This window comes from Streptomyces sp. NPDC029169, assembly GCF_055563935.1.
The window spans coordinates 380,953-401,909 of sequence record NZ_JBVHXA010000004.1 but is presented as its reverse complement, the minus strand read 5'-3'; the positions used below and the strand labels follow the sequence as shown (position 1 = coordinate 401,909).

General features: G+C 72.5%; 17 protein-coding genes. 11 read left to right on the top strand and 6 right to left on the bottom strand.

Annotated features, from left to right (window positions below):
• Positions 1-111 precede the first annotated feature (111 nt).
• A complete protein-coding gene (locus tag ACZ4VI_RS11070) occupies positions 112-1,134 on the bottom strand; it encodes a phosphatase PAP2 family protein (RefSeq protein ID WP_467998725.1) in 1,023 nt (340 codons plus the stop codon).
• A gap of 406 nt (positions 1,135-1,540) precedes the next feature.
• Here ACZ4VI_RS11070 and ACZ4VI_RS11065 point away from each other — a divergent pair, with 406 nt between their 5' ends.
• A complete protein-coding gene (locus tag ACZ4VI_RS11065; protein ID WP_467998723.1) occupies positions 1,541-3,253 on the top strand; it encodes an MFS transporter in 1,713 nt (570 codons plus the stop codon).
• A gap of 50 nt (positions 3,254-3,303) precedes the next feature.
• On the opposite strand, the gene ACZ4VI_RS11060 is transcribed toward ACZ4VI_RS11065, so the two are convergent.
• Entirely contained in the window at positions 3,304-3,738 is a 435-nt protein-coding gene (locus ACZ4VI_RS11060; protein ID WP_467998721.1) for a cell division protein SepF, read from the bottom strand.
• Between the two features lie 320 nt (positions 3,739-4,058).
• Between ACZ4VI_RS11060 and ACZ4VI_RS11055 the strand changes: the two genes are divergently transcribed.
• The 4 genes from ACZ4VI_RS11055 (at position 4,059) to ACZ4VI_RS11040 (ending at position 8,397) form a co-directional block, all read left to right on the top strand.
• Positions 4,059-5,375: a DUF5685 family protein gene (locus ACZ4VI_RS11055; RefSeq protein ID WP_467998719.1), complete on the top strand. Its 1,317-nt coding sequence runs from the start codon at positions 4,059-4,061 to the stop codon at positions 5,373-5,375.
• A gap of 76 nt (positions 5,376-5,451) precedes the next feature.
• Positions 5,452-6,240: a DUF1684 domain-containing protein gene (locus ACZ4VI_RS11050; protein ID WP_467998717.1), complete on the top strand. Its 789-nt coding sequence runs from the start codon at positions 5,452-5,454 to the stop codon at positions 6,238-6,240.
• Positions 6,241-6,462: 222 nt separating this feature from the next.
• A complete protein-coding gene (locus tag ACZ4VI_RS11045; protein WP_467998843.1) occupies positions 6,463-7,329 on the top strand; it encodes a S1 family peptidase in 867 nt (288 codons plus the stop codon).
• Between the two features lie 177 nt (positions 7,330-7,506).
• Entirely contained in the window at positions 7,507-8,397 is an 891-nt protein-coding gene (locus ACZ4VI_RS11040) for a S1 family peptidase (RefSeq protein ID WP_467998715.1), read from the top strand.
• 113 nt (positions 8,398-8,510) lie between these two features.
• Here ACZ4VI_RS11040 and ACZ4VI_RS11035 read toward each other — a convergent pair whose 3' ends face one another.
• Together ACZ4VI_RS11035 and ACZ4VI_RS11030 are read right to left on the bottom strand one after the other, a co-directional pair.
• Positions 8,511-9,449: a GNAT family N-acetyltransferase gene (locus ACZ4VI_RS11035; RefSeq protein ID WP_467998711.1), complete on the bottom strand. Its 939-nt coding sequence runs from the start codon at positions 9,447-9,449 to the stop codon at positions 8,511-8,513.
• A gap of 139 nt (positions 9,450-9,588) precedes the next feature.
• Positions 9,589-10,635, bottom strand: coding sequence for a DUF3533 domain-containing protein (locus ACZ4VI_RS11030; protein ID WP_467998709.1), 1,047 nt, complete (start codon positions 10,633-10,635; stop codon positions 9,589-9,591).
• Between the two features lie 151 nt (positions 10,636-10,786).
• Here ACZ4VI_RS11030 and dnaE point away from each other — a divergent pair, with 151 nt between their 5' ends.
• From dnaE to ACZ4VI_RS11015, 3 genes are all read left to right on the top strand, one after another.
• Positions 10,787-14,656, top strand: coding sequence for a DNA polymerase III subunit alpha (gene dnaE, locus ACZ4VI_RS11025; protein WP_467998707.1), 3,870 nt, complete (start codon positions 10,787-10,789; stop codon positions 14,654-14,656).
• Entirely contained in the window at positions 14,653-15,612 is a 960-nt protein-coding gene (locus ACZ4VI_RS11020) for a DNA polymerase Y family protein (protein ID WP_467998705.1), read from the top strand. The genes dnaE and ACZ4VI_RS11020 overlap by 4 nt, the downstream gene beginning before the upstream one ends.
• Before the next feature lie 221 nt (positions 15,613-15,833).
• On the top strand, positions 15,834-16,694 hold the full coding sequence (locus tag ACZ4VI_RS11015; RefSeq protein WP_467998703.1) for an esterase/lipase family protein: 861 nt from the start codon (positions 15,834-15,836) through the stop codon (positions 16,692-16,694).
• 14 nt (positions 16,695-16,708) lie between these two features.
• Here ACZ4VI_RS11015 and ACZ4VI_RS11010 read toward each other — a convergent pair whose 3' ends face one another.
• Positions 16,709-17,677 (bottom strand): lytic polysaccharide monooxygenase auxiliary activity family 9 protein, encoded by a 969-nt coding sequence (locus tag ACZ4VI_RS11010; RefSeq protein WP_467998701.1) that lies wholly within the window; start codon positions 17,675-17,677, stop codon positions 16,709-16,711.
• A 175-nt stretch (positions 17,678-17,852) separates the two neighbouring features.
• Between ACZ4VI_RS11010 and ACZ4VI_RS11005 the strand changes: the two genes are divergently transcribed.
• Complete coding sequence (locus ACZ4VI_RS11005; protein ID WP_467998699.1) at positions 17,853-18,629, top strand: DUF72 domain-containing protein; 777 nt, start codon at positions 17,853-17,855, stop codon at positions 18,627-18,629.
• A 16-nt stretch (positions 18,630-18,645) separates the two neighbouring features.
• Here the strand turns inward: ACZ4VI_RS11005 and ACZ4VI_RS11000 are convergent, their stop codons facing one another.
• The gene (locus ACZ4VI_RS11000) at positions 18,646-19,314 is read right to left on the bottom strand and encodes a response regulator (RefSeq protein ID WP_467998697.1); all 669 of its coding nucleotides are present in this window, start codon (positions 19,312-19,314) and stop codon (positions 18,646-18,648) included.
• A gap of 123 nt (positions 19,315-19,437) precedes the next feature.
• Between ACZ4VI_RS11000 and ACZ4VI_RS10995 the strand changes: the two genes are divergently transcribed.
• Together ACZ4VI_RS10995 and ACZ4VI_RS10990 are read left to right on the top strand one after the other, a co-directional pair.
• The gene (locus ACZ4VI_RS10995; RefSeq protein ID WP_467998695.1) at positions 19,438-20,421 is read left to right on the top strand and encodes a Bug family tripartite tricarboxylate transporter substrate binding protein; all 984 of its coding nucleotides are present in this window, start codon (positions 19,438-19,440) and stop codon (positions 20,419-20,421) included.
• Complete coding sequence (locus ACZ4VI_RS10990; RefSeq protein ID WP_467998693.1) at positions 20,418-20,954, top strand: tripartite tricarboxylate transporter TctB family protein; 537 nt, start codon at positions 20,418-20,420, stop codon at positions 20,952-20,954. Before ACZ4VI_RS10995 ends, ACZ4VI_RS10990 begins: the two co-directional genes overlap by 4 nt.
• Positions 20,955-20,957 lie beyond the last annotated feature (3 nt).

Genomic DNA, 20,957 nt, shown 5'->3' with positions numbered 1-20,957 from the left:
CCCGCCCCCCCCCCCCCCCCCCCCCCTCCCTCTTCCCCCTCCCCCCCCCCCCCCCCCCCCCCCCCCCCCCCCCCCCCCCCCCCCCCCCCCCCCCCCCACGGTCGTGCGCGGTCAGCCGCCCGTGAGCGGCCGCGAGTGCGGCGGGCGGCGGCTGCCGGCCGGGGTGACCGGCATCCAGTCCGAGCGCGGGGCGTGCCCGGCGTGTCCCGCGTGGGCCGCGTGCGCCCGCTGCGTGGCGAGCGGCGGCGCGAGACGGCCCTGCGCGGCACCGGACCGCCCGCTCCGGGCGCCGACGGTCTCCCGGACCGGCTCCTCGGCCACCGTCGGACGCTGCGGATACATCGCCGGGCGCGGCCCACCGGTCGCGACGGGCAGCGACGGAACCAGCCGGCGGCGGGCCCGCAGCTGCTCGCGCAGCCGGTCGCGGGCGCTGAGGACCGCGGCCTCCACGCGGCTGATCAGCGGCTCGCACCAGGGCAGCGCCAGCAGGATGAGCAGCCCCGCGGCCCAGCCGAGCAGCACGTCGCTCAGCCAGTGCGTACCGATGTAGACGGTGGTCAGTCCGACGCCGAGCGCGACCACGGCGGAGAGCGCCGACAGATAGCGCCGGGCCCGCGGAGTGGTCGCCAGATAGGCCAGGATGCCCCAGGTCACGACCGCGTTTGCGGTATGGCCGGACGGAAATATATCGCCGCCCGCGAAGAGCTCGGCTGAGCCGATCTGCGTCGCGTAGTGGGGACCGAGACGGCCGAGTCCGAGCTTGACCGCGCCGACCGTGACATTGAGCAGGAGCAGCGCCGCGCCGAGGGTGAGCAGCGGCCGCAGGGTGTGCTGGCGCCAGGAGCGCCAGCCCAGCCATGCCGCCACCATCACGGCCGTCGGGCCGCGCTGGCCGAGGACGACGTAGTAGTCGAGGAAGGCGTGCAGATCCGGCCACTGCTGATAGGGCCGGAAGAGCATGATCTTCCAGTCGAGAGTCACCAGCCACGTCGAGAGCAGCACGGCCACGACGATGGCGAGATAGAACGCCAGCGTCCCGCCGAAGAGGGCGAGACGCGTGCGGGTCATCCGCGGGACCTCTATCTTCGGCGGTTCCGGCTCCCGGTCCAGCCGGGCAAAGATGTCGGTACGCACGCAATGGACGTTACAGGGAGTGAGTGTCGACCTTGGTCGATCCGGTCTCTTCGTGATGACGATGTGATGTGGAGTAGGTCTCAGTCGGGTGTTTATTCCTGGCGTCCGTCAGAGAATCCGATGACCTTGTGCCTATTGCCCGCGGGTGACTTTCCGGAAGCCTGTTTGTACGCCACGGAAATTCCCCAAACGCTTGTACGGGTGGAATTCCATGCGGCGCGCGGGGTGGGCGGAGTGGCGTACGCCACACGCGGCGGCCCGCCGGGGTGAGAGCTGCACCACGCGCTCGGGCCTTGAACTCGCGTACGCTGACGGCTCACTCGCCCGTCGATGCCGGGCCGCCCCGAGGATCCGAACCCCGGCCGGCGCCCGCCGAGTGCGAGGGCTTCACCTGGGAGGTACGTACATGCAGCGGACGATCACGGCCGGAGCACGGCTCCGCGCCGCCGGCGGCGGAACCAACCGCTGGGTCGTCCTCTTCGTCCTCTGCGTCAGCCTGCTGCTGGTCGCGCTGGACGCCACCGTGCTCCACGTCGCCGTCCCCTCCCTCACCGAGGACCTGCGGCCCAGCTCCACCGCGCTGCTGTGGATCGTCGACGCCTACCCGCTGATCTGCGCCTCGCTGCTGATCCTCTTCGGCACGCTCGGTGACCGGGTCGGCAGACGCCGGGTGCTCCTCCTCGGCTACGCGCTGTTCGGCGTCGCCTCCGCGGTCGCCGCCCTCGCCACCGCCCCCGAGGTACTGATCGGCGCCCGCGCCCTCCTCGGCGTCGGCGGCGCGATGATCATGCCCGCCACCCTCTCGATCCTCCGGGCGGTCTTCCCCGACCGGCGCGAGCGGGCCACCGCCATCGGCATCTGGACGGCGGTCGCCGCGGTCGGCGCCGCCACCGGTCCTGTGCTCGGCGGCTTCCTGGTCGAGCACTACTGGTGGGGCTCGGTCTTCCTGATCAACATCCCGCTGATGGCGCTCATCCTGCCCCTCGGCCGGTGGCTGCTGCCCGAGTCCAAAGGCCGCGGCGACGGACCCTGGGACGTCATCGGCGCGCTGATGGCCGCGGCCGGAGTGCTCGGCGTGGTCCTCGGCGTGAAGCGGCTCGGCGCCGGCGAGAACCTCCTCGCGCCCGCGACCTGCGGACCGCTGCTCCTCGGCGCGGCCCTGCTGATCCTCTTCGTACGGAGGCAGAAGCGCCGGGCGCACCCGCTGATCGACATGCGGCTGTTCTCCCGAGCCGCCTTCACCACCTCCGTCGGCTGCATCGTGCTCGCCATGCTGGCCCTGGTCGGCCTGGAGCTGATCGCCGTCCAGTACCTCCAGCTCGTCCTCGGGCTCAGCCCCCTGGAGACCGGGCTGCGGCTCCTGCCGCTCACCTTCGCCGCCATGGCGGCCGGTGCCACCGGCTCGTACACCCTGCGCCGGATCGGACCGCGCCGGATGGTCGGCTGGGGCTTCGTCCTGACCGCCGCCGCCGTGCTGCTGCTCGTCCTGATGGGCCAGCACGACCGCCCGCTCCTGCTCACCTGCGGCTTCGTGCTGCTCGGCTTCGGGCTCCAGACCACCCTGTTCTCCGCGTACGAGTCGATGCTCAGCGAGGCCCCGCCGGAGAGCGCGGGCGGCGCGGCGGCCATCGGCGAGACCTCGTACCAGCTCGGCGCGGGCATCGGCATCGCACTGCTCGGCAGCGTGATGAACGCGGCGTACGCCCCCGGCCTGGCCGCCGTCCCCGGAGTGCCGGCCGCCGCGAGCCGGGCCGCCGCGAACTCGCTCGGCGAGGCCTACCAGATCGCCGACCGGCTCGGCGGCACGGCCGGCCCTGCGCTGTATCACGCGGCGCGGCACGCCTTCGTGGTCGGCCTGCACGTGACCCTCTTCGTCAGCGCGGGTCTGCTGCTGCTCGGGGCGCTGATGGCGCTGCGGCTGCCGCGTGTCATGGAGTGCACGGTGGATCCGGAGGATCTGATCGAGGCGGCGGATGCCGGCCGGCCGAGCGTCAAGGTGCGGCTGCCCGCCACGCGCGAGCCGGTGTCATTGGATGGTGCCGGGCACCCGGATCGTGCTGGGCGACCGGATCGGGCCGGGGAACCGGATCGGGCGGGGCAAGGCGCTCACCGGTCCTGACGCCTTCCCATCGAACCGGTCGGCGGTCGGCGGTCGGCGAGCAGCCTTGCTCAGCTCTGGTTGAAGAAACCGTCCTGCGCACGCCCGGCGGAGTCTCCGCTGATGATCTGGGTGTCGGCGGGGGTCAGCAGGAAGACCCGCGTCGCCACCCGCTCGATCGAGCCGCGCAGACCGAAGGCGAGACCGGCGGCGAAGTCCACCACGCGCTTGGCGTCGGAGGGCTCCATGGCCGTGAGGTTCACGATGACCGGGACGCCGTCCCGGAAGAGCTCGCCGATGCCCCGGGCGTCCCGGAACCCGTCCGGGGAGACGGTCGCGATCCGGCGGCCCTGCTCGTGCGCCGTGTCGGACGCCACCCGGACCCGGGGGTCCGTCACCCAGGCGTCGCCGCTCTCGGCACCCTCGGCGTACTCGTCGTCGTAGTAACGCTCGTCGTTGTCCTCGACGAGTCCCAGCCAGGCACTCGCCTTGCGCACCGATCCCATGGACGCCTCCTTTCAGCGCGGTCACTTGTGGTTCCGCAATCCCTATCGTCGTCCATGATGCGGATCGCGCGCCAAGTGGATAGTCGGCGCGCGCGGGTTTCGTGACGGTACTGGTGCAGAACGTGCGGTCTGGTTTCTGGCGATTCGTCAGGAAACTTGCGCTATACGGGGCCTGACGGGGGTTCCGCAGGGGCTGTGCAACTTAAATATGAAAGTCGGTCCAGAAGGGTGACGGTCGGAGCGTACGGGTGAACGAGCCGGCTCGATACGATGCCCGTCGCACCGCCGCCGCACCTCTGCGCGACTCACGGGGGAGTCTCTTGTTCGGAATAGTCAGGCCCTGCACGCATCGGCTCACCGAAGGGCTCAAGGTCGAGTGGATGGCCCATCTCTGCGGCCTCTGCCTGGCACTTCGGGCCGACCACGGGCAGTTCGCCCGGGTGGTCACCAACTACGACGGGCTCATCGTCTCGGTTCTGACGGAGGCTCAGACCGGCCTGGCCGAGGGCGGACGGCGCACCGCCGGTCCCTGCCCGCTGCGCGGGATGCGGACCGCGCCGGTCGCCCAGGGCGAGGGCGCGCGGCTCGCGGCGGCGGTGTCGCTGGTCCTGGCCTCGGCGAAGGTACGGGACCACGTCGCCGACCGGGACGGCCTGTTGGCGCGCCGGCCGGTCGCCGCGGCGGCGCGCCGGGTCGCCAGGTCCTGGGACCGGGCGGGTGCGCGGACCGGGCGCTCGCTCGGCTTCGACACCGCCGTCCTCTTGGACGCCGTGGACCGGCAGACCGGGATCGAGACGCTCGCCGGGCCCGGCACCCCGCTCCTCGCCGTGACCGAACCGACCGAGACGGCGACGGCCGCGGCCTTCGCGCACACCGCCGTGCTCGCGGGCCGGCCCGGGAACGTCGAGCCGCTCGCCGAGGCGGGTCGGCTCTTCGGGCGGCTCGCGCATCTGCTGGACGCCGTGGAGGACCGGGAGGCGGACGCCGCCTCGGGTGCGTGGAACCCGCTCACGGCCACGGGCACCTCGCTCGCCGAGGCCCGCCGGCTCGCGGACGACGCGCTCCACGGGATCCGCCTCGCGCTGCGGGACGCGGAGTTCGTGAACGGCCGGCTGGTGCACGTGCTGCTCGCGCACGAACTCCGGACGTCCGTGGACCGCGCCTTCGGTACGACGAGCTGCACGCACGGGGCGGCTGCCCTCGGGGCGGCGCACCAGCCGGGGCCGTATCAACCGGGCCCGTACCAGCCGGGTCCGTACCAGCCGGGTCCGTACCAGCCGGGGCAGCCGGCGCAGGGCGGGCCGTATGGCGGCGGGGCTCCCGGGCCGTACGGCTCTCACAACCCGTACGGCGGCGGCAATCACTATGGGGGCGGTACTGGTGGCCCTGGTGGCCCCGGTGGGCCTGGTGGGTTGCCGCCACAGTTCGGCGGCGGCGAGCCCCCGAAGCCCAAGCCGCGCTCCTTTCTGGGCGGATGCGCCGCGTTCACCTGGCTGTTCTGCACCTGCCAGATCTGCTGCGCGAAGGAGTACGAGGGCCCGTGGTCCCGGAAGAAGCGCGAGGGCTGCTGCCGGGACTGTGACTGCAACTGTGACGGCAACGCCTGTGACTGCTGCTGCCCCTGCGACGGCTGCTGACGATCCGTCGGCGCCCGGTCCCTGACCGGGCGTCGCGGCCGGGGCTTCCCGAAGCCGTGTGGAAAGGTTGAACACCATGAGCACGGATCCACAGCAGGACTGGCAGCACTGGCACGAGCAGCGCACGGCCGCGGTCTCCTCGTCGTACGGCCCGCTCTCCCTCACCGGCACGTACTGGCTCTCCGACTACCCGGAGGGTCGAATTCCGGACGTTCCCGGGCGGTGGCTGGACGACGGCGACGAGGTGGTTCTGACGGCGGGCGCCGAGGACGCCGTCACCGTCGACGGCAAGCCCCTGATCGGCAGCGTCCGGCTCACCGCCGACCATGCCCCGATCCACGAGTCCCGGGTCGAGTCTGCCGGGCGACGGCTCGTCGTGATGCGCCGCGAAGGGCTGTGGGCGGTACGGGACTTCGACCCCGAGTCCGCGGCGCGCCGCGCCTTCCGGGGCATCGAGGCGACCCCGTACGACGAGCGCTGGGTGGTGCCCGGCACCTTCCGGACGTACGAGGAGCCCCGGCACGTCCGGGTGGAGAACGCGGACGGGAAGGAGCGCGGGCTCGGGCTCGCGGGCGAGCTGTCCTTCGAGCTCCGGGGTGTCGAGCACACCCTTCAGGTCGCGGTGGAGGACGACGGCACGCTGTGGGCGGTCTTCGCCGACGCCACCAGCGGCCGCGACAGCTACCGGTTCCGCTTCCTGCGTCCCGCCGCGCCGGCGGCGGACGGCTCGGTGACGGTCGACTTCAATCGCGCGCTGCTGCCGCCGTGCGCCTTCGTCGACCACTTCATCTGCCCGTTCCCGCCGCCGGGGAACACGCTCGACACCGCCGTGCCGGCCGGGGAGCGACGGCTGGTCGAGGACTGACCAGGTCTTCCTCGCGGGGGACCGAGGGGTACGGCGAGGGGCGTCGGCGGCCGTGCGGGCGCGGCGCGCGGGCGCCTCTTCGGTGTGCGCCCTTGTGCGTGCGGCCGTGCGGGGCCACTATCTCAGCCGGTGCATGTCAGGGACACGCCATCCTGACAGGCGCCTCACGGGCCCGCATCCACGGGCCCCTCCGCTTTCCCACGAGGAGACTCTGTGAGACACGTGAGGATCAAGCGCACCCGACTGCTCGCCGTCGCCGCGGGCCTGGTGGCCGCCACCACCCTCGCCCTGCCCGGCGCCCAGGCGGCCCCCGTCCCCGCCCCCGTCCCCGGACCGGCCGGGGCCGCCCAGCTCGCCCGTGCCGACGCCGCCGTCCTGAAGGCCGATGTCGGCGGCACCGCCTGGTACGTCGACCGGGCCGCCGGCCGGGTCGTCGTCACCGCCGACTCCACCGTCTCCGACGCCGAGATCGCCACGATCCGCCGGACCGCGGGCGCCGACGCCGGATCCATCGATGTCGAGCGGACCCCTGGCGTGTTCAAGCCTCTGCTCGGACCCGGTGACGCCATCTACGGCAGCGGCTACCGCTGTTCGCTCGGCTTCAACGTGGTCAGCGGCGGCACGTACTACTTCCTCACCGCCGGTCACTGCGGCAACGTGGTCAAGACCTGGTACGCCAACTCGGCCCAGTCCACGCTGATCGGCCCCACCATCGGGTCCAGCTTCCCGGGCAACGACTACGCGCTGGTCCGCTACGACAACACCTCGCTCGCCCACCCCGGCGGCTTCACCGCCGCCGACGCCTACGTCGGCGAGCCCGTCAAGCGCTCCGGCTCCACGACCGGCACCCGCAGCGGCACCGTCACCGGCCTGAACGTCACGGTCCACTACTCCGGCGGCGGCACTGTGCGCGGCATGATCCAGACCAACGTCTGCGCCGAGCCCGGCGACTCCGGCGGCGCGCTCTACGACGGCACCAAGGCCCTCGGCCTCACCTCCGGCGGCAGCGGCAACTGCTCCAGCGGCGGCACGACGTTCTACCAGCCGGTGCCCGAGGCCCTCGCCAAGTACCGGGTCGGTCTGTACTGATTCGCGCGGTCAACACCCTTGGGTCGCCCGGTAGTTGAGCATCGAACGGCCGAAAACAAGCCCTTGCGGAGCCGACCCGGGCGGCCCGAGACTCCCCCACAGCGCCGGCCCCTGGCCGCGCCTCACGGGTCCGCCACCCCACGACGGGCCCCCGATTCCCCACCGGAGGAACGAGAAGTGAGGATCAAGCGCACCACCCCCACCAGAACCATCCGTCTGCTCGCCGTCGCCACCGGCCTCGCGGCCGCCGCGGCCGTCGCGGTCCCCGCCGCGAACGCCGACACGGCGCAGACCTTCAGCGCGTCGCAGCTCTCCGCCGCCGGCGACGCCGTCCTGACCGCCGACGTGGCCGGTACCGCCTGGCACGTCGACCAGGCCACCAACACCCTGGTCGTCACCGCCGACTCCACCGTGTCGCAGGCGGAGATCGCCAAGATCAAGCGCCAGGCCGGCGCGAACGCCGGGGCGATCCGCATCGAGCGCACCCCCGGCACGTTCAACAAGCTGATCTCCGGCGGCGACGCGATCTACGCGTCCAGCTGGCGCTGCTCGCTGGGCTTCAACGTCCGTGACAGCGCGGGCGCCTACTACTTCCTGACCGCCGGTCACTGCACCGACGGCGCGGGCACCTGGTACTCCAACTCCGGCCGCACGACCGTCCTCGGCTCCACGTCGGGCTCCAGCTTCCCGAACAACGACTACGGCATCGTCCGGTACACCAACAGCTCCGTCTCCAAGCCCGGCGCGGTCGGCAGCGTGGACATCACGAGCGCCGCCAACGCCACGGTCGGCATGTCGGTGACCCGGCGCGGCTCCACCACCGGCACCCACAGCGGCTCCGTGACCGGGCTCAACGCCACGGTCAACTACGGCGGCGGCGACATCGTCTACGGCATGATCCGCACCAACGTGTGCGCCGAGCCCGGCGACTCCGGCGGCCCGCTCTACTCCGGCAGCCGCGCCATCGGCCTCACCTCCGGCGGCAGCGGCAACTGCACCACCGGCGGTACGACCTTCTTCCAGCCGGTCACCGAGGCGCTGAGCGCGTACGGGGTCAGCGTGTACTAAACGCGGGCGGCGTCCCGTAGCACCATGATCCGAACGGCATTCGGTCCCCCGGCCGTGACACGGCCGGGGGACCGAACGCATGGACTCGTGGTCCTGGGGGTCCGTGCGTGGTCTCAGAGGGGGCGGGCGAACTCCAGTCGGTCGGCGAAGTTCACGTAACCGGCCCGTTCGAAGGCCTTGGCCATTGCCACGTTGGCCGCGTCGCAGTCCCCGCGGATCTCCGTGGCGCCGGCGGCCACCAGGACCCTCGTGCCCCGGATCACGACCGACGTGGCGTACCCCTTGCCGCGGTGGCCGGGCGCGACACCGACGAAACCGATCACCGGAACGCTGGGGCTCTCGGCGGGGAGGCTGATCACGGCGACGGTGCCGTCCGCGTCGTAGCCGAGCTCCCACCACTCCGGCTCGTGCTTCAGCTCGGCCGTCTCCTCGAAGAGCAGCTCGGCCGCGCGGTGCGCGCCGTGCTGCCGTACGTCGGCCGCGAGCCGGGCGTCCGCGGTGTCCGCGAGCAGCTCCGCCAGAACGGCGACGAAGGGCTCGGGGCCGAGCTCGGCGAGCGAGCGGAAGGTCAAACGGGGGTCGTCGGCAGGCAGTTCACCGGCGGTGGGGGCCTGGAGGCTGAACCGCCGTCCGTCGCGGACCACTTCGTATCCGGACGCGCGCAGCAGCTCGCCCCGGCGCTCCGGGTTCCGCTGGAACTGCGGGGCCTGGGCAGGGGAGTCGACGACATGCTCCAGCTCCGTCGCGCCCAGCTCCCGGGCCTTGGCGGCCGCGGCGTCGAGCAGCGCGGAACCGGTGTCGGGCGAGTCCTCCGGTGCCTCGAACAGCACGATGGCGAGCGGGACTTCGTGGCTCGGTAGGGTCCACAGCACCACGCTGCCGGTGAGCCGCCCGTCGGCGTCCTCGGCGACCAGACACCACTCGAGCCGGGTGCACGCGCTGTCGAGGAGCTGGGTGAGGTACGCGCGCGTGGCGGCGTTGCGCTCGGTGTCGCCGGGGTGCTCCACCAGGGCGGGGAGTTCGTGGGGACGGGCGGGGCGAACGAGAGTCACGGAGGGCCTTGTCGGTGCGGGGGCGGTCGGTGGCCCTGCGAACGTAACGGCCCGTCGGCCGGGGGGCCAGGGGGTTTCCGATGTCCAATATCCAATATCCGGTTCAGGTCTCCGGGGATGCCCCGGCGGGACCGTGGGTTCACGCGGCGGCTCCGCCCGCGGCGCCGAGGTCCTCGGCGATCGGCTCGGTGCCGGGCCTGCGCTTCAGCGAGGACATCACCAGCGTGATCACGGTCCCCGCGACCGCCCAGGCCGAGAGCACCAGGAGCGAGACGGTGACGTCATTACCCTTGAAGTACGCGATCGAGCGCGTGGCCCAGGTGCCGGCGCCCGGGGGCAGGGCGGGGCCGATCGCCTTCCAGAACGGTGGCAGCATCGGCAGCGGGAACGCGCCGCCGGCGCTCGGGTTGCCGGCGACCACGATCAGCAGGATCGCCAGGCCGATGCCCACGATGCCGAAGACCGACTGCAGGGCGAGCGTCGCGGCGCCGACCGCGAAGACGACCAGGGCGCCCAGGCCCCACAGGGCCACGACACTGCCCGGCAGCGCGCCCAGGATCCGGCCGACGATGACCGCGCCGCCGAGGCCGCCGAGGATCGCGTAGATCGCGAGGGCGCCGAGCCGGATGATCGCGCGCTGCGGGTTCGCGGGGCGGGCGCCGGAGCTGATGGCGAGGATCGCGGCGCAGATGTAGCCGCCGACGCACCAGCCGACGACCAGGTAGAAGGCGGAGAGACCGTCGAAGTCCTGCGGGGAGGCGGGGGCGACGTCGACGGTCCTGAGCGTGCGGCGGTTGGCGGCCTCGACCTTGGTGAAGAGCGTGTCCAGGGCGGAGGACAGCACGGTGCCGCCGCCCGAGGCGACGAGCAGGGTGTCGGTGTTCCCGGCCGGGTTCACCAGGAGGGCGCCGTCGATCTCCCGGTTCATGATCTGCTTCCGGGCCTCGGCCGCGTCCGTGACCGTCCGGGGGTCGAGTGGTTCGCCGGGGAGCTTCTCCAGCTGCCCGACGAGCTGGGCGGAGACCTGTGGGGGCGCGACCACGCCGAAGGGGACGTCCGTCGGTTTCGGGTTGTGGAGCGCCCCGACGTACGAGGCGATGAACAGCAGCTGGAGGGCGAGGACGCCGACGACGAGCAGGGCGGCTCGGGGGGTGACGGCACTCTTCAGTTCATCGACGAGGGTCATGCCCCCACGCTCCGGGGAGGGGGGTATTCGCGCAGGTGGGATGGGCCGAATGGCTGAGGCGTGCGCGTCGTATCGTACGGACGTTCGAAATGGTCTATGGTGAAGAAGAGGAGGGTGGGAACATACGTACGAATCGATGCGGGAGGTGTGTATGCCGGACTTCACGCACCTGCACACCGCATCGGGCTTCTCCCTGCGCTACGGCGCCTCGCACCCCGAGCGGCTGGCGGAGCGCGCGGCAGAGCGGGGCATGGACGCGCTCGCCCTCACGGACCGCGACACGGTCGCGGGCGTGATCCGCTTCGCGAAGGCATGCGAGGCGGCGGGCGTGCGCCCGCTGTTCGGCGTGGACCTGGCGGTGGCCCCGCCGCCCCCGACGGCCGGCCGGAGCGTGCACACCGAGTCCGGCGACGGTCCTTGTGTGGCGGCCGTGCCTCTGGCAGGGGTGGCCGGTCCCGGTGACGGATCCGGGCTGTCCGGCCCGGAGGCCGAGGGTGCCGGTCGCTCCCGTGCGGGGGACGGGGTCCCGGCCGGTTCCGGGTCGACCGCGCCTCCGGACGGGCTTGCCCTGCCCGGGGATGCCGGACGGGCCCAGGGCGGTCCGGAGGGGCTGCGTGTACACGGGTTGTCCGGGGCCCAGGGTGGTCCGGAGAGCTTGCGGGGCCATGGGGCCGCCGGGTCCGAGGGCCTGCGGGCCCAGGCCGGGTCCGAGGGCCTGCGGGCCCATGGGGGTGCCAGGGTCGAGAGGGGCGGGTGGCCTGGGCCTGGCGGGGGATCGGTGCGGCGGGTGCCCGTTCGGGGTGGGGTCTTTGTCGACGAGTCCGCCGGCCGGGCCGTCTATCTCGCCCGCTCCCGCGCCGGCTGGGCCGCGCTCTGCCGGATGGTCAGTGCCGCGCACGCCGAGGGCGAGAGCGCGGGTGCGGCGCGATGGGCCCGGACGGAGTCCGGGGGAGCCTCGATGAGGGGCGGCACGCCCCTGCTGGCCTGGGACGACAACTACGGCGACGGCCTCGTCGTGCTGCTCGGGCCCGCCTCCGATGTCGGGCAGGCGCTCGCCGCCGGCCGCCCCGACCGGGCCGCCCGGCTCCTCGCGCCCTGGCGTGAGCGGTACGGCGACGCCCTCCGCCTGGAGGCCGTCCACCACGGCCGTTCCGGCACCGGGCCCGGCTCGCTGCGGCTTGCCGCCCGTACCGTCGGCTTCGCCGCCGAGCACGGCGTCCGCCCGGTCCTCACCAATGCCGTGCGCTACGCCGACCCCGGCCAGGGCCCCGTCGCCGACGTCCTCGACTCCGCCCGCCGGCTCGTCCCCGTCGACTCCCGCAAGGAGCTCGACAGCGGTGAGGCCTGGCTCAAGGGCGGCGGCGACATGCTGGCCGCCGCCGAGCGGATCGTCGAGGCCGCGGGCTTCCGCCGGGACGCCGCGTACCGGCTGCTCGACCAGACCCAGGCGGTCGCCGCCGACTGCCTGGTCGACCCCCAGGACGACCTCGGCATGGGCTCCGCCCACTTCCCCGAGCCGTACCTCGTCGGCGCCGAACACCGCACCGCCCAGCGCGTGCTGGCCTCCCGGGCCGCCGCCGGCATGGTGCTGCGCGGGTACGAACGACGCCGCGACTACTGGGACCGGATGCACCGCGAGCTCGACATCATCGCCCACCACGGCTTCGCCACCTACTTCCTGACGGTCGCTCAAGTCGTCGACGACGTGAAGGAGATGGGGATCCGGGTCGCCGCCCGCGGCTCCGGCGCCGGCTCCCTCGTCAACCACCTCCTCGGCATCGCCCACGCCGACCCCGTCGAGCACGGCCTGCTCATGGAGCGCTTCCTGTCCAAGAACCGCACCGCCCTCCCCGACATCGACATCGACGTGGAGTCCGCCCGCCGCCTGGAGGTCTACCGCGCGATCATCGGCCGCTTCGGCACCGAGCGGGTCGCCACCGTCGCCATGCCCGAGACCTACCGGGTCCGCCACGCGGTGCGGGACGTGGGCGCCGCCCTGTCCATGGACCCGGCCGAGATCGACCGGATCGCCAAGGCGTTCCCGCACATCCGCGCCAGGGACGCCCGCGTCGCCCTCGACGAACTGCCCGAGCTGCGCGAACTCTCCAAGGAGAGGGAGAAGTACGGCAGGCTCTGGGAGCTCGTCGAGAGCCTCGACGGCCTGCCCCGCGGGATCGCCATGCACCCGTGCGGGGTCCTGCTCTCGGACGCCTCGCTGCTCACCCGTACCCCCGTCGTGCCCACCAGCGGCGAGGGGTTCCCCATGTCCCAGTTCGACAAGGAGGACGTGGAGGACCTCGGGCTGCTCAAGCTCGACGTCCTCGGCGTGCGGATGCAGTCCGCGATGGCCCACGCCGTCGCCGAGGTGGAGCGCGCCACCGGCACCCGCCCGGACATCGACGCGATCCCGCCCGCCGACCCCGAGACGTACCGGCTCATCCAGTCCACCGAGACCCTCGGCTGCTTCCAGATCGAGTCGCCGGGCCAGCGCGATCTGGTCGGCCGGCTCCAGCCCGCCACCTTCCACGACCTCGTCGTCGACATCTCGCTCTTCCGGCCGGGACCGGTCGCCGCCGACATGGTCCGCCCGTTCATCGAGGCCCGCCACGGCCGGGCGCCCGTCCGCTACCCGCACCCGGATCTGGAGGGCCCGCTGAAGGAGACGTACGGCGTCGTCGTCTTCCACGAGCAGATCATCGAGATCGTACGGATCATGACCGGCTGCGGCCGGGGTGAGGCCGACCAGGTGCGGCGCGGGCTCTCGCATCCCGAGTCGCAGGGCCGGATCAAGGTCTGGTTCGCCCAGCAGGCCGAGCGACGCGGGTACGACCCCGAGGTCATCGCCCGCACCTGGGAGATCGTGGAGGCCTTCGGCTCGTACGGCTTCTGCAAGGCGCACGCGGTCGCCTTCGCCGTACCCACCTACCAGTCGGCCTGGCTCAAGGCGCACCACCCGGCGGCCTTCTACGCCGGGCTGCTCACCCACGACCCGGGGATGTACCCGAAGCGACTGCTGCTCGCGGACGCCCGGCGACGCGGGGTGCCGGTGCTGCCGTTGGATGTGAACAAGTCCGGGGTCGCTCACCGAATCGAACTGGTGTCCGGCGGGTCGAAGGGGGAGCGGTGGGGTCTGCGGCTCGCCCTCGCCGACGTCCACGGCATCAGCGAGGCGGAGAGCGCCCGGATCGAGGCCGGACAGCCGTACGCCTCGCTGCTCGACTTCTGGGAGCGGGCCCACCCCCGTAAGCCGGTTGCCGAACGGCTCGCGCAGGTCGGCGCGTTGGACGCCTTTGGTGCCAACCGGCGCGATCTGCTACTGCACTTGACCGAGCTCCACCGCACCCGGCGCGGAGCCGCCTCCTACGGCGGTCAACTCCCGCTCGCGCAGGGCCGGAAGACCGCACCCATCGGCCTGCCCGACCTCGACGAGTCGGAGCGGCTCAGCGCCGAACTCGGGGTGCTCGGCATGGACGCCTCGCGCCATCTCATGGCCGACCATCACGCCTTCCTGCGCGAACTCGGCGTGGTCTCCGCCAAACGGCTGCGCGAGGCCCCACACGGGCAGACGGTCCTGGTCGCGGGCGCCAAGGCGGCCACCCAGACCCCGCCGATCCGCTCCGGCAAGCGGGTCATCTTCTCCACGCTCGACGACGGCACGGGCCTGGTCGACCTCGCCTTCTTCGACGACTCCCACGAGGCCTGCGCGCACACGGTCTTCCACTCCTGGCTGCTGCTCGTCCGTGGCGTGGTGCAGCGGCGCGGCCCGCGCAGCCTCAGCGTGGTCGGGTCCGCGGCCTGGAACCTGGCGGAACTGGTGGAGCTGCGTGCCTCCGGCGGTCTGGAGGCGGTGAGCGCGCGACTGGCCGAGAGGCCGGAGACCGCCGGTGAGGCGGACAGCGGCCGACGGATCAGGATGTCCACGGGGTACGAGATGAACCCCTGGGCGGACCTCCAGCCGGCCGGCGAGGGGGTTCCCAGTGGAAGGAAGCTGTGGCACCAGAGTCCGGGGAGCGCGGGATGATCCTCTGTGTACGGTTCCGCCTCGAGCCCCTGCGGGAGGCGATGCTTCCGCAACTGGTCGGGCTGCTCGGTCAGTTCACCCCGGTCGTCGAGGCCTGCCCGCCCGACGCCCTGCTCGCCGATGTCCGCGGCGCGCTGCGCTACTTCGGCCGGCCCCCGGCGGAGCTCGCCTCGGTGGTACGGGTCAGGGCGCTCGCCCTGTACGGCGTCGACTGCGTCATCGGGGTCGGGCCCAACCCGATGCTGGCCCGGATGGCCGCCCGTGAGGCTCGCCCCGGTGCCACCCTGGTCGTCGATGACCCGGCCGGCTTCCTGCGGGACCGCCCGGTCGCCGCGCTCGACGGGGTCGGCCGCACCACCGCCCGTACCCTGTGCTCGTACGGACTCGACTCCATCGGCCGGGTCGCGGACGCGCCGCTCGCCGTGCTCCAGCGGCTCCTCGGCGCGAAGGCCGGACGCGAACTCGCCGAGCGGGCCCGGGGAATCGACCGTACCGCGGTCGTACCGAACGCGGCCTCCCGCTCGGTGGCCGCTGAACGCTCCTTCCCACGCGACGAGTTGGACCAGTCGGTCCAGCGCAGGGCGCTGCTCTCGCTCACCGAGGAGCTGGGCGCCCGGATGCGGTCGGAGCGGCAGGTGTGCCGCTCCCTGACGGTGACCGTGCGGTACGCGGACCGGTCCACCACCACCCGTACCCGAACGCTGCCCGAGCCGACCGCGCACTCGGCGGCGCTGGCCGCCCTCGCGTACGGGATCCACGGCTCCTTCGGGCTCCAGCGGGCCCGGGTGCGGGGGATCGCGCTGCGCGCGGAGGGGCTCGCGCCCGCGGAGGAGGCCGCGCACCAGCTGACCTTCGACCCGGCGGACGAGAAGGCCCGACGGCTCGAGGCGGCGGCGGACCGGGCGCGGGCGAAGTTCGGACCCAGGGCGGTCATGCCGGGCTCGCTGGCGGCCTGACGGTCGGCTGTACTTCGCCGCTGTACCTCGCCTGCACTTCTTGCCGGTACTCCTTATTGACGAGAAGTCACTTTTTACCGACGCGTAACTTCCCAGTCATGGCTACTCGTGCGTAGCTTGGCCTGAAGCAGAGCATCCCCACTTGTGGTCCGGGCCGCAGGGCTTACTGCCGTTCTTCCCCGTCGTCCTTGATTTCCCTTGAGCCGCAAGGAGATCGCACGATGCTGCCCTGGAAACACGCGCTCAGAGCTCTCTCGGTCCTGCTGCTGACCGCCGCCGCGACCCTCGCCCCCACCGCAACGGCCCAGGCCGACACCGCCCCCAGCCGGGGCTGGAACGACTTCTCCTGCAAGCCCTCCGCCGCCCACCCGCGCCCGGTCGTCCTGGTCCACGGCACCTTCGGCAACTCCTGGGACAACTGGCTGGGCCTCGCGCCGTACCTGGTCAACCGCGGGTACTGCGTCTTCTCGCTCGACTACGGCCAGCTGCCGAACGTGCCCTTCTTCCACGGCCTCGGCCCCGTCGACAAGTCCGCCGAACAACTCGACGTCTACGTGGACAAGGTCCTCGCGGCCACCGGCGCCCCCGAGGCCGACCTCGTCGGGCACTCGCAGGGCGGCATGATGCCGCGCCACTACCTGAAGTTCCTCGGCGGGGCCGAGAAGGTGGGCGCGCTCATCGGGATCGCCCCCGACAACCACGGCACGACCCTCCTCGGCCTCACCAGGCTCCTGCCGCACTTCCCCGGCGTCGAGGACTTCGTCACCGAGAACACCCCGGGCCTCGCCGACCAGATCGCCGGCTCACCGTTCATCACTCGGCTCAACGAGGGCGGGGACACGGTGCCGGGCGTCACGTACACGGTCATCACGACCAAGTACGACGAGGTCGTCACCCCGTACCGCTCCGGATTCCTCGACGGTCCGAACGTCACCAACGTCGTCATCCAGGACAAGTGCGCGCTGGACCTCTCGGAGCACGTGGCGATCGGGACGGTGGACCGGGTCACGTTCCACGAGGTGGTCAACGCCCTCGACCCGGCCCATGCGACCCCGACCACCTGCGCGTCCGTGATCGGCTAGCGAGGCCGGCCAGGCTAGCGGCGGCCGGCGCGGCCGCGCCGGGTCGCTCCGAAGAGCACGGCCGCACCGAGCGCCAGGACGGCGGCGCCACCCATCGCGACGTACGAGGTGGTGGCGTCGCCCCCGGTCTCGGCGAGGTTCTCGCCGGAGCCGGCCCCGGCGGCGGCGGGCTCGTTGGGCGTGGCGGCCGGTGCCGAGGTCGTCGCGGGCGCCGCGGCCGTCTCCTTCGCGCCCGTCTCGGCCTGGTCGTCCCCGTGCCCGCCGTGCTCGACGGAGGACTCGTCCTCCCCGTCCTTGATCTCCTCGTCGGTCGGCGCGGACGCCGTCGGGGCCGCCGTACCGTCGCTGTCCTTGCCGAAGACGACGTCGGAGCAGGTGTAGAACGCCTCGGGGGAGTCGGAGCGCTGCCAGATCGAGTAGATCAGGTGGCGGCCGGACTTCTTCGGCACGGTGCCGTCGAAGACGTAGTCGCCGTTCTCCATCCGCGGGTCGGTCACCGTCGCGAACGGCTTCTCCTCCAGGTCGGACCACTTCAGCGGCTTCGAGGGGTCGTAGCCGTCCTTCGTGACGTACAGCGCGAAGGACCCCTTGTGCGGGGCGGTCCCCTTGTAACGGAAGGTGTGCTTCCCGGCGGCGAGCGTGCTGGCCGGCCAGTCGCCGCGGGCCAGGTCGAGACCCCGGTACTTGTCATTGCCGGCACTGCACAGCCTGCCGTCCGGGATCAGCTCGCGGTGCTTCCCGGCGGCGTTGGCGATGTTGACCGCGTTCCAGTCGTAGAACGCCTGCGCCCCGCTCGCCGCCACCGCCGCCTTGCACGCCGCCGACTTCGGGCTCTCCGGCCCCTCCGCGTAACAGGCCGAGACCCGGCTCACCGGATCCGTCATCGACCCGTGCGCGACGGCCGGCGCGGCGGCGAGCCCGGCGAGCGCGAGCGGGGCGACACCGAAGGTCAGAACGGCGGTGGCCGTACGGCGTGAGGCCATGGGGGGACAACTCCTTCACGAGGTGGTGTGGGGTCGCCCAGCAAGCTAGCCGCCGGAACCCCCGGAAACGGCCCGGGGGAAGGGGGTGAAGGCGATCCTTATGGTCGCTTTAAGGGGCCTCTAAGCGGCACGATAGAAACAGCGACGCGGCCGTCCCGAGAAGGTGGATCGGACCATGCCCGTACTCGTCGGAACCTCGGGGTGGCAGTACCGGGACTGGCGCGGGGTCCTCTACCCGCCCGAGGTCCCGCAGCGGCTGTGGCTGGAGGAGTACGCCCTGTCCTTCGCCACCGTCGAGAACAACAACGCCTTCTACCGGCTCCCCTCGGGCGAGATCTTCCGGTCCTGGCGCGAGCGGACGCCCGAGGGCTTCGTCATGGCGGTCAAGGCCAGCCGCTATCTGACCCACCTGAAGCGGCTGCACGATCCGGAGGAGCCGGTGCACCGGCTGATGGACCGGGCCGCCGCGCTCGGGGACCGGCTCGGCCCCGTCCTGCTCCAGCTGCCGCCCCAGTTCAGGGAGGACGTGGTCGCACTGGACGCCTGCCTGAGCTGCTTCCCCGGCGGCGTCCGGGTGGCCGTCGAACTCCGGCACCCGTCGTGGTGGGAGGCGGAGCATGCGCTGCGGACGGTGCTCGAACGGCACGACAGCGCGCTGTGCTGGGCGGACCGCTGGTCGCGCCCGGTGACCCCGCTGTGGCGGACCGCGTCCTGGGGGTACGTACGGTTCCACGCCGGCCTCGCCCAGCCGCCGCCCCGCTACGGCCGGCAGGCGCTGACCTCCTGGGCCGGACGCCTCGCCGACACCTGGCGGGACGAGGACGAGGTGCACGCGTATTTCAACAACGACCTGGGAGGCGCGGCGGTCCTCGACGCCTCGCAGTTCGCGGGGAGGCTGGCCGCACGGGGCCGGACCGTGAGCCGTACACCGTCGTCCGCACGGGCGGCCTGAGGCGCGCGTCCCGCCGTCAGGCAAGCCGTCGGTAGCGCCGCTCCGGGCGCCCCGTGCCGCCGTACCGCAGGGTGATCTCCGCGCGGCCCGTCTCCGCGAAGTACTCCAGATAGCGGCGCGCGCTGACGCGCGACAGCGAGCCCGCCTCCGCGCACTCCGTCGCCGAGAGGCCCTCGGGATGGGCCCGCAGGATGCCGTCCACCAGGTCCGCCGTGTGGGCGGCGAGGCCCTTGGGGAGTTCGCGCGAGCCCGGCGGGCGGGTGCCGAAGATCTGGTCCACGTCCTCCTGGCGCGCCTCGTCCAGCGCGTCCAGGCGCGTGCTCAGCGAGGCCACGTGCCGCAGCTGCTCCTGGAGCGCGGCCTGGTTGAACGGCTTGATCAGATAGTGCAGCGCCCCCGCGCGCAGCGCCGAGCGGATCATGCCCGCGTCCCGCGCCGCCGTGATGAACAGGGCGTCGACCGCGAGACCCGACCCGCGCAGCTCGCGCAGGACGGAGATCCCGTCCATGTCGGGCAGGTAGATGTCGAGCAGGACGAGATCCGGGCGCAGCCGGTCGGCGAGGCGCAGCGCCTCACCGCCGCTGTGCGCGACCCCGACGACGGAGAAACCGTCCACAGTCGACACATAACGGCTGTGCAGCTTCGCGACCATGAAGTCGTCGTCCACCACCAGCACCTTTGTCACGCCGACACGCTAGGTCGCTACCACAACGACCACAACGTCCGTTGATTGCGGAAGAGAGACAGCTTCTTAACGCACAGGCAACATGTGGGCCACTTCACACATTCCTACCGAGAGGCGGCACACGTGCGTCTGCGCACCCCCCTCGCCCTGCTCGGGGCCGCGCTGCTGGTGTTGGTGGGGCCGCCCCTGCTCGCCGGCGGCAGCGGCTCCGACACCGGCACCCAGATCCCGGGCCTGCGGTTCATGGTCCCCAACACACCCGGCGGCGGTTACGACATCACCGCCCGCACCGCGGCGAAGAACGCCGAGGACGCCGGTCTCACCACCGACATCGAGGTCTTCAACCTGCCCGGCGCCGGCGGCACCGTCGGCCTCACCCGGCTCGTCGGCGAGCACGGCAACGGCCGGCTCGCGATGTCCATGGGCCTCGGCGTCGTCGGCGCCGTCCACACCAACAAGACCCCGAAGACCCTCGCCGACACCACCCCGATCGCCCGGCTCACCATGGAGCAGGACATCGTCGTGGTCGGCAAGAACTCCCCGTACAAGACCATCCAGGACCTGCTCGCCGCCTGGAAGAAGGTCCCCGGCAAGCTGCCCGTCGGCGGCGGCTCCTCGCCCGGCGGACCCGACCACCTCGCCCCCATGCTGATGGCCCAGGCCGCCGGCATCGCGCCGAAGAGCGTCAACTACATCCCCTTCGACGGCGGCGGCGAGCTCCTCGCCTCCATCCTCGGCAACAAGGTCGCCTTCGGCGTCTCGGGCGTCGGCGAGTACCTCGACCAGATCAAGTCCGGCGAGCTGCGGCTGCTCGCCGTCACCGGCGCCGAGCGGGTCCCGGGCCTGGACGCCCCGACCCTGCGGGAGGCCGGGCTCGACACCGAGTTCATCAACTGGCGCGGGATCGTCGCCCCGCCCGGCCTCTCCGACGCCGAGCGCGACAAGCTCGTCGGCCTGGTGACCGAGCTGCACGACACCCCGCAGTGGCGCGAGTCGCTGAAGAAGAACGGCTGGAACGACGCCTTCCTGCCCGGCGAGCAGTTCGGTTCCTTCCTCACCGAACAGGACAAGCGGGTCGGCTCGGTTCTGAAGGAGCTGGGACTGTGACGACAACGACCACGACCACGACGGCCGCCCCGCCGGCGAAGAGGTCCTGGCTGCGCGAGCACTCCGAGCTCGGCGTCAGCGCCCTCCTCTTCCTCATCGGTGTCCTCGTTCTCACCGACGCCCTCACCATGACCGTCGACATCGCCCAGCGCGGCCCCGTCGGCCCCAAGACCGTCCCGGTCGTCGTCGGCGCCGGCCTGCTCGTCGTCGCCGTCCTCCTCGCCGTCGACGTCCTGCGTGGCGGCCGCGGCGAGGCCGAGGGCGGCGAGGACATCGACCTCTCCGAGCCCAGCGACTGGCGTACGGTCCTGCTCCTCGCCGGCGTCTTCCTCGCCTTCGCCGTCCTCATCGGACCCGTCGGCTTCCCCATCGCCGGAGCCCTGCTCTTCTGGGGCGCGGCCTACGCCCTCGGCAGCCGCCACCTCCACCGCGACCCGCTGATCGCCGCCGGACTCTCACTCCTCACCTACGTCGTCTTCAACAACCTTCTCGGAGTTCCGCTGCCCGGCGGCCCGCTGATGGGAGTGCTCTGACCC

Excerpts from the sequence above, each read along its gene's own strand:
- ACZ4VI_RS11060 (WP_467998721.1), bottom strand. The coding sequence starts at position 3,738 with ATGGGATCGGTGCGCAAGGCGAGTGCCTGGCTGGGACTCGTCGAGGAC.
- ACZ4VI_RS11030 (WP_467998709.1), bottom strand. The coding sequence starts at position 10,635 with ATGACCCTCGTCGATGAACTGAAGAGTGCCGTCACCCCCCGAGCCGCC.
- ACZ4VI_RS11020 (WP_467998705.1), top strand. The coding sequence starts at position 14,653 with ATGATCCTCTGTGTACGGTTCCGCCTCGAGCCCCTGCGGGAGGCGATG.
- ACZ4VI_RS11050 (WP_467998717.1), top strand. The coding sequence starts at position 5,452 with ATGAGCACGGATCCACAGCAGGACTGGCAGCACTGGCACGAGCAGCGC.
- dnaE (WP_467998707.1), top strand. The coding sequence starts at position 10,787 with ATGCCGGACTTCACGCACCTGCACACCGCATCGGGCTTCTCCCTGCGC.
- ACZ4VI_RS11010 (WP_467998701.1), bottom strand. The coding sequence starts at position 17,677 with ATGGCCTCACGCCGTACGGCCACCGCCGTTCTGACCTTCGGTGTCGCC.
- ACZ4VI_RS11005 (WP_467998699.1), top strand. The coding sequence starts at position 17,853 with ATGCCCGTACTCGTCGGAACCTCGGGGTGGCAGTACCGGGACTGGCGC.
- ACZ4VI_RS11065 (WP_467998723.1), top strand. The coding sequence starts at position 1,541 with ATGCAGCGGACGATCACGGCCGGAGCACGGCTCCGCGCCGCCGGCGGC.
- ACZ4VI_RS11015 (WP_467998703.1), top strand. The coding sequence starts at position 15,834 with ATGCTGCCCTGGAAACACGCGCTCAGAGCTCTCTCGGTCCTGCTGCTG.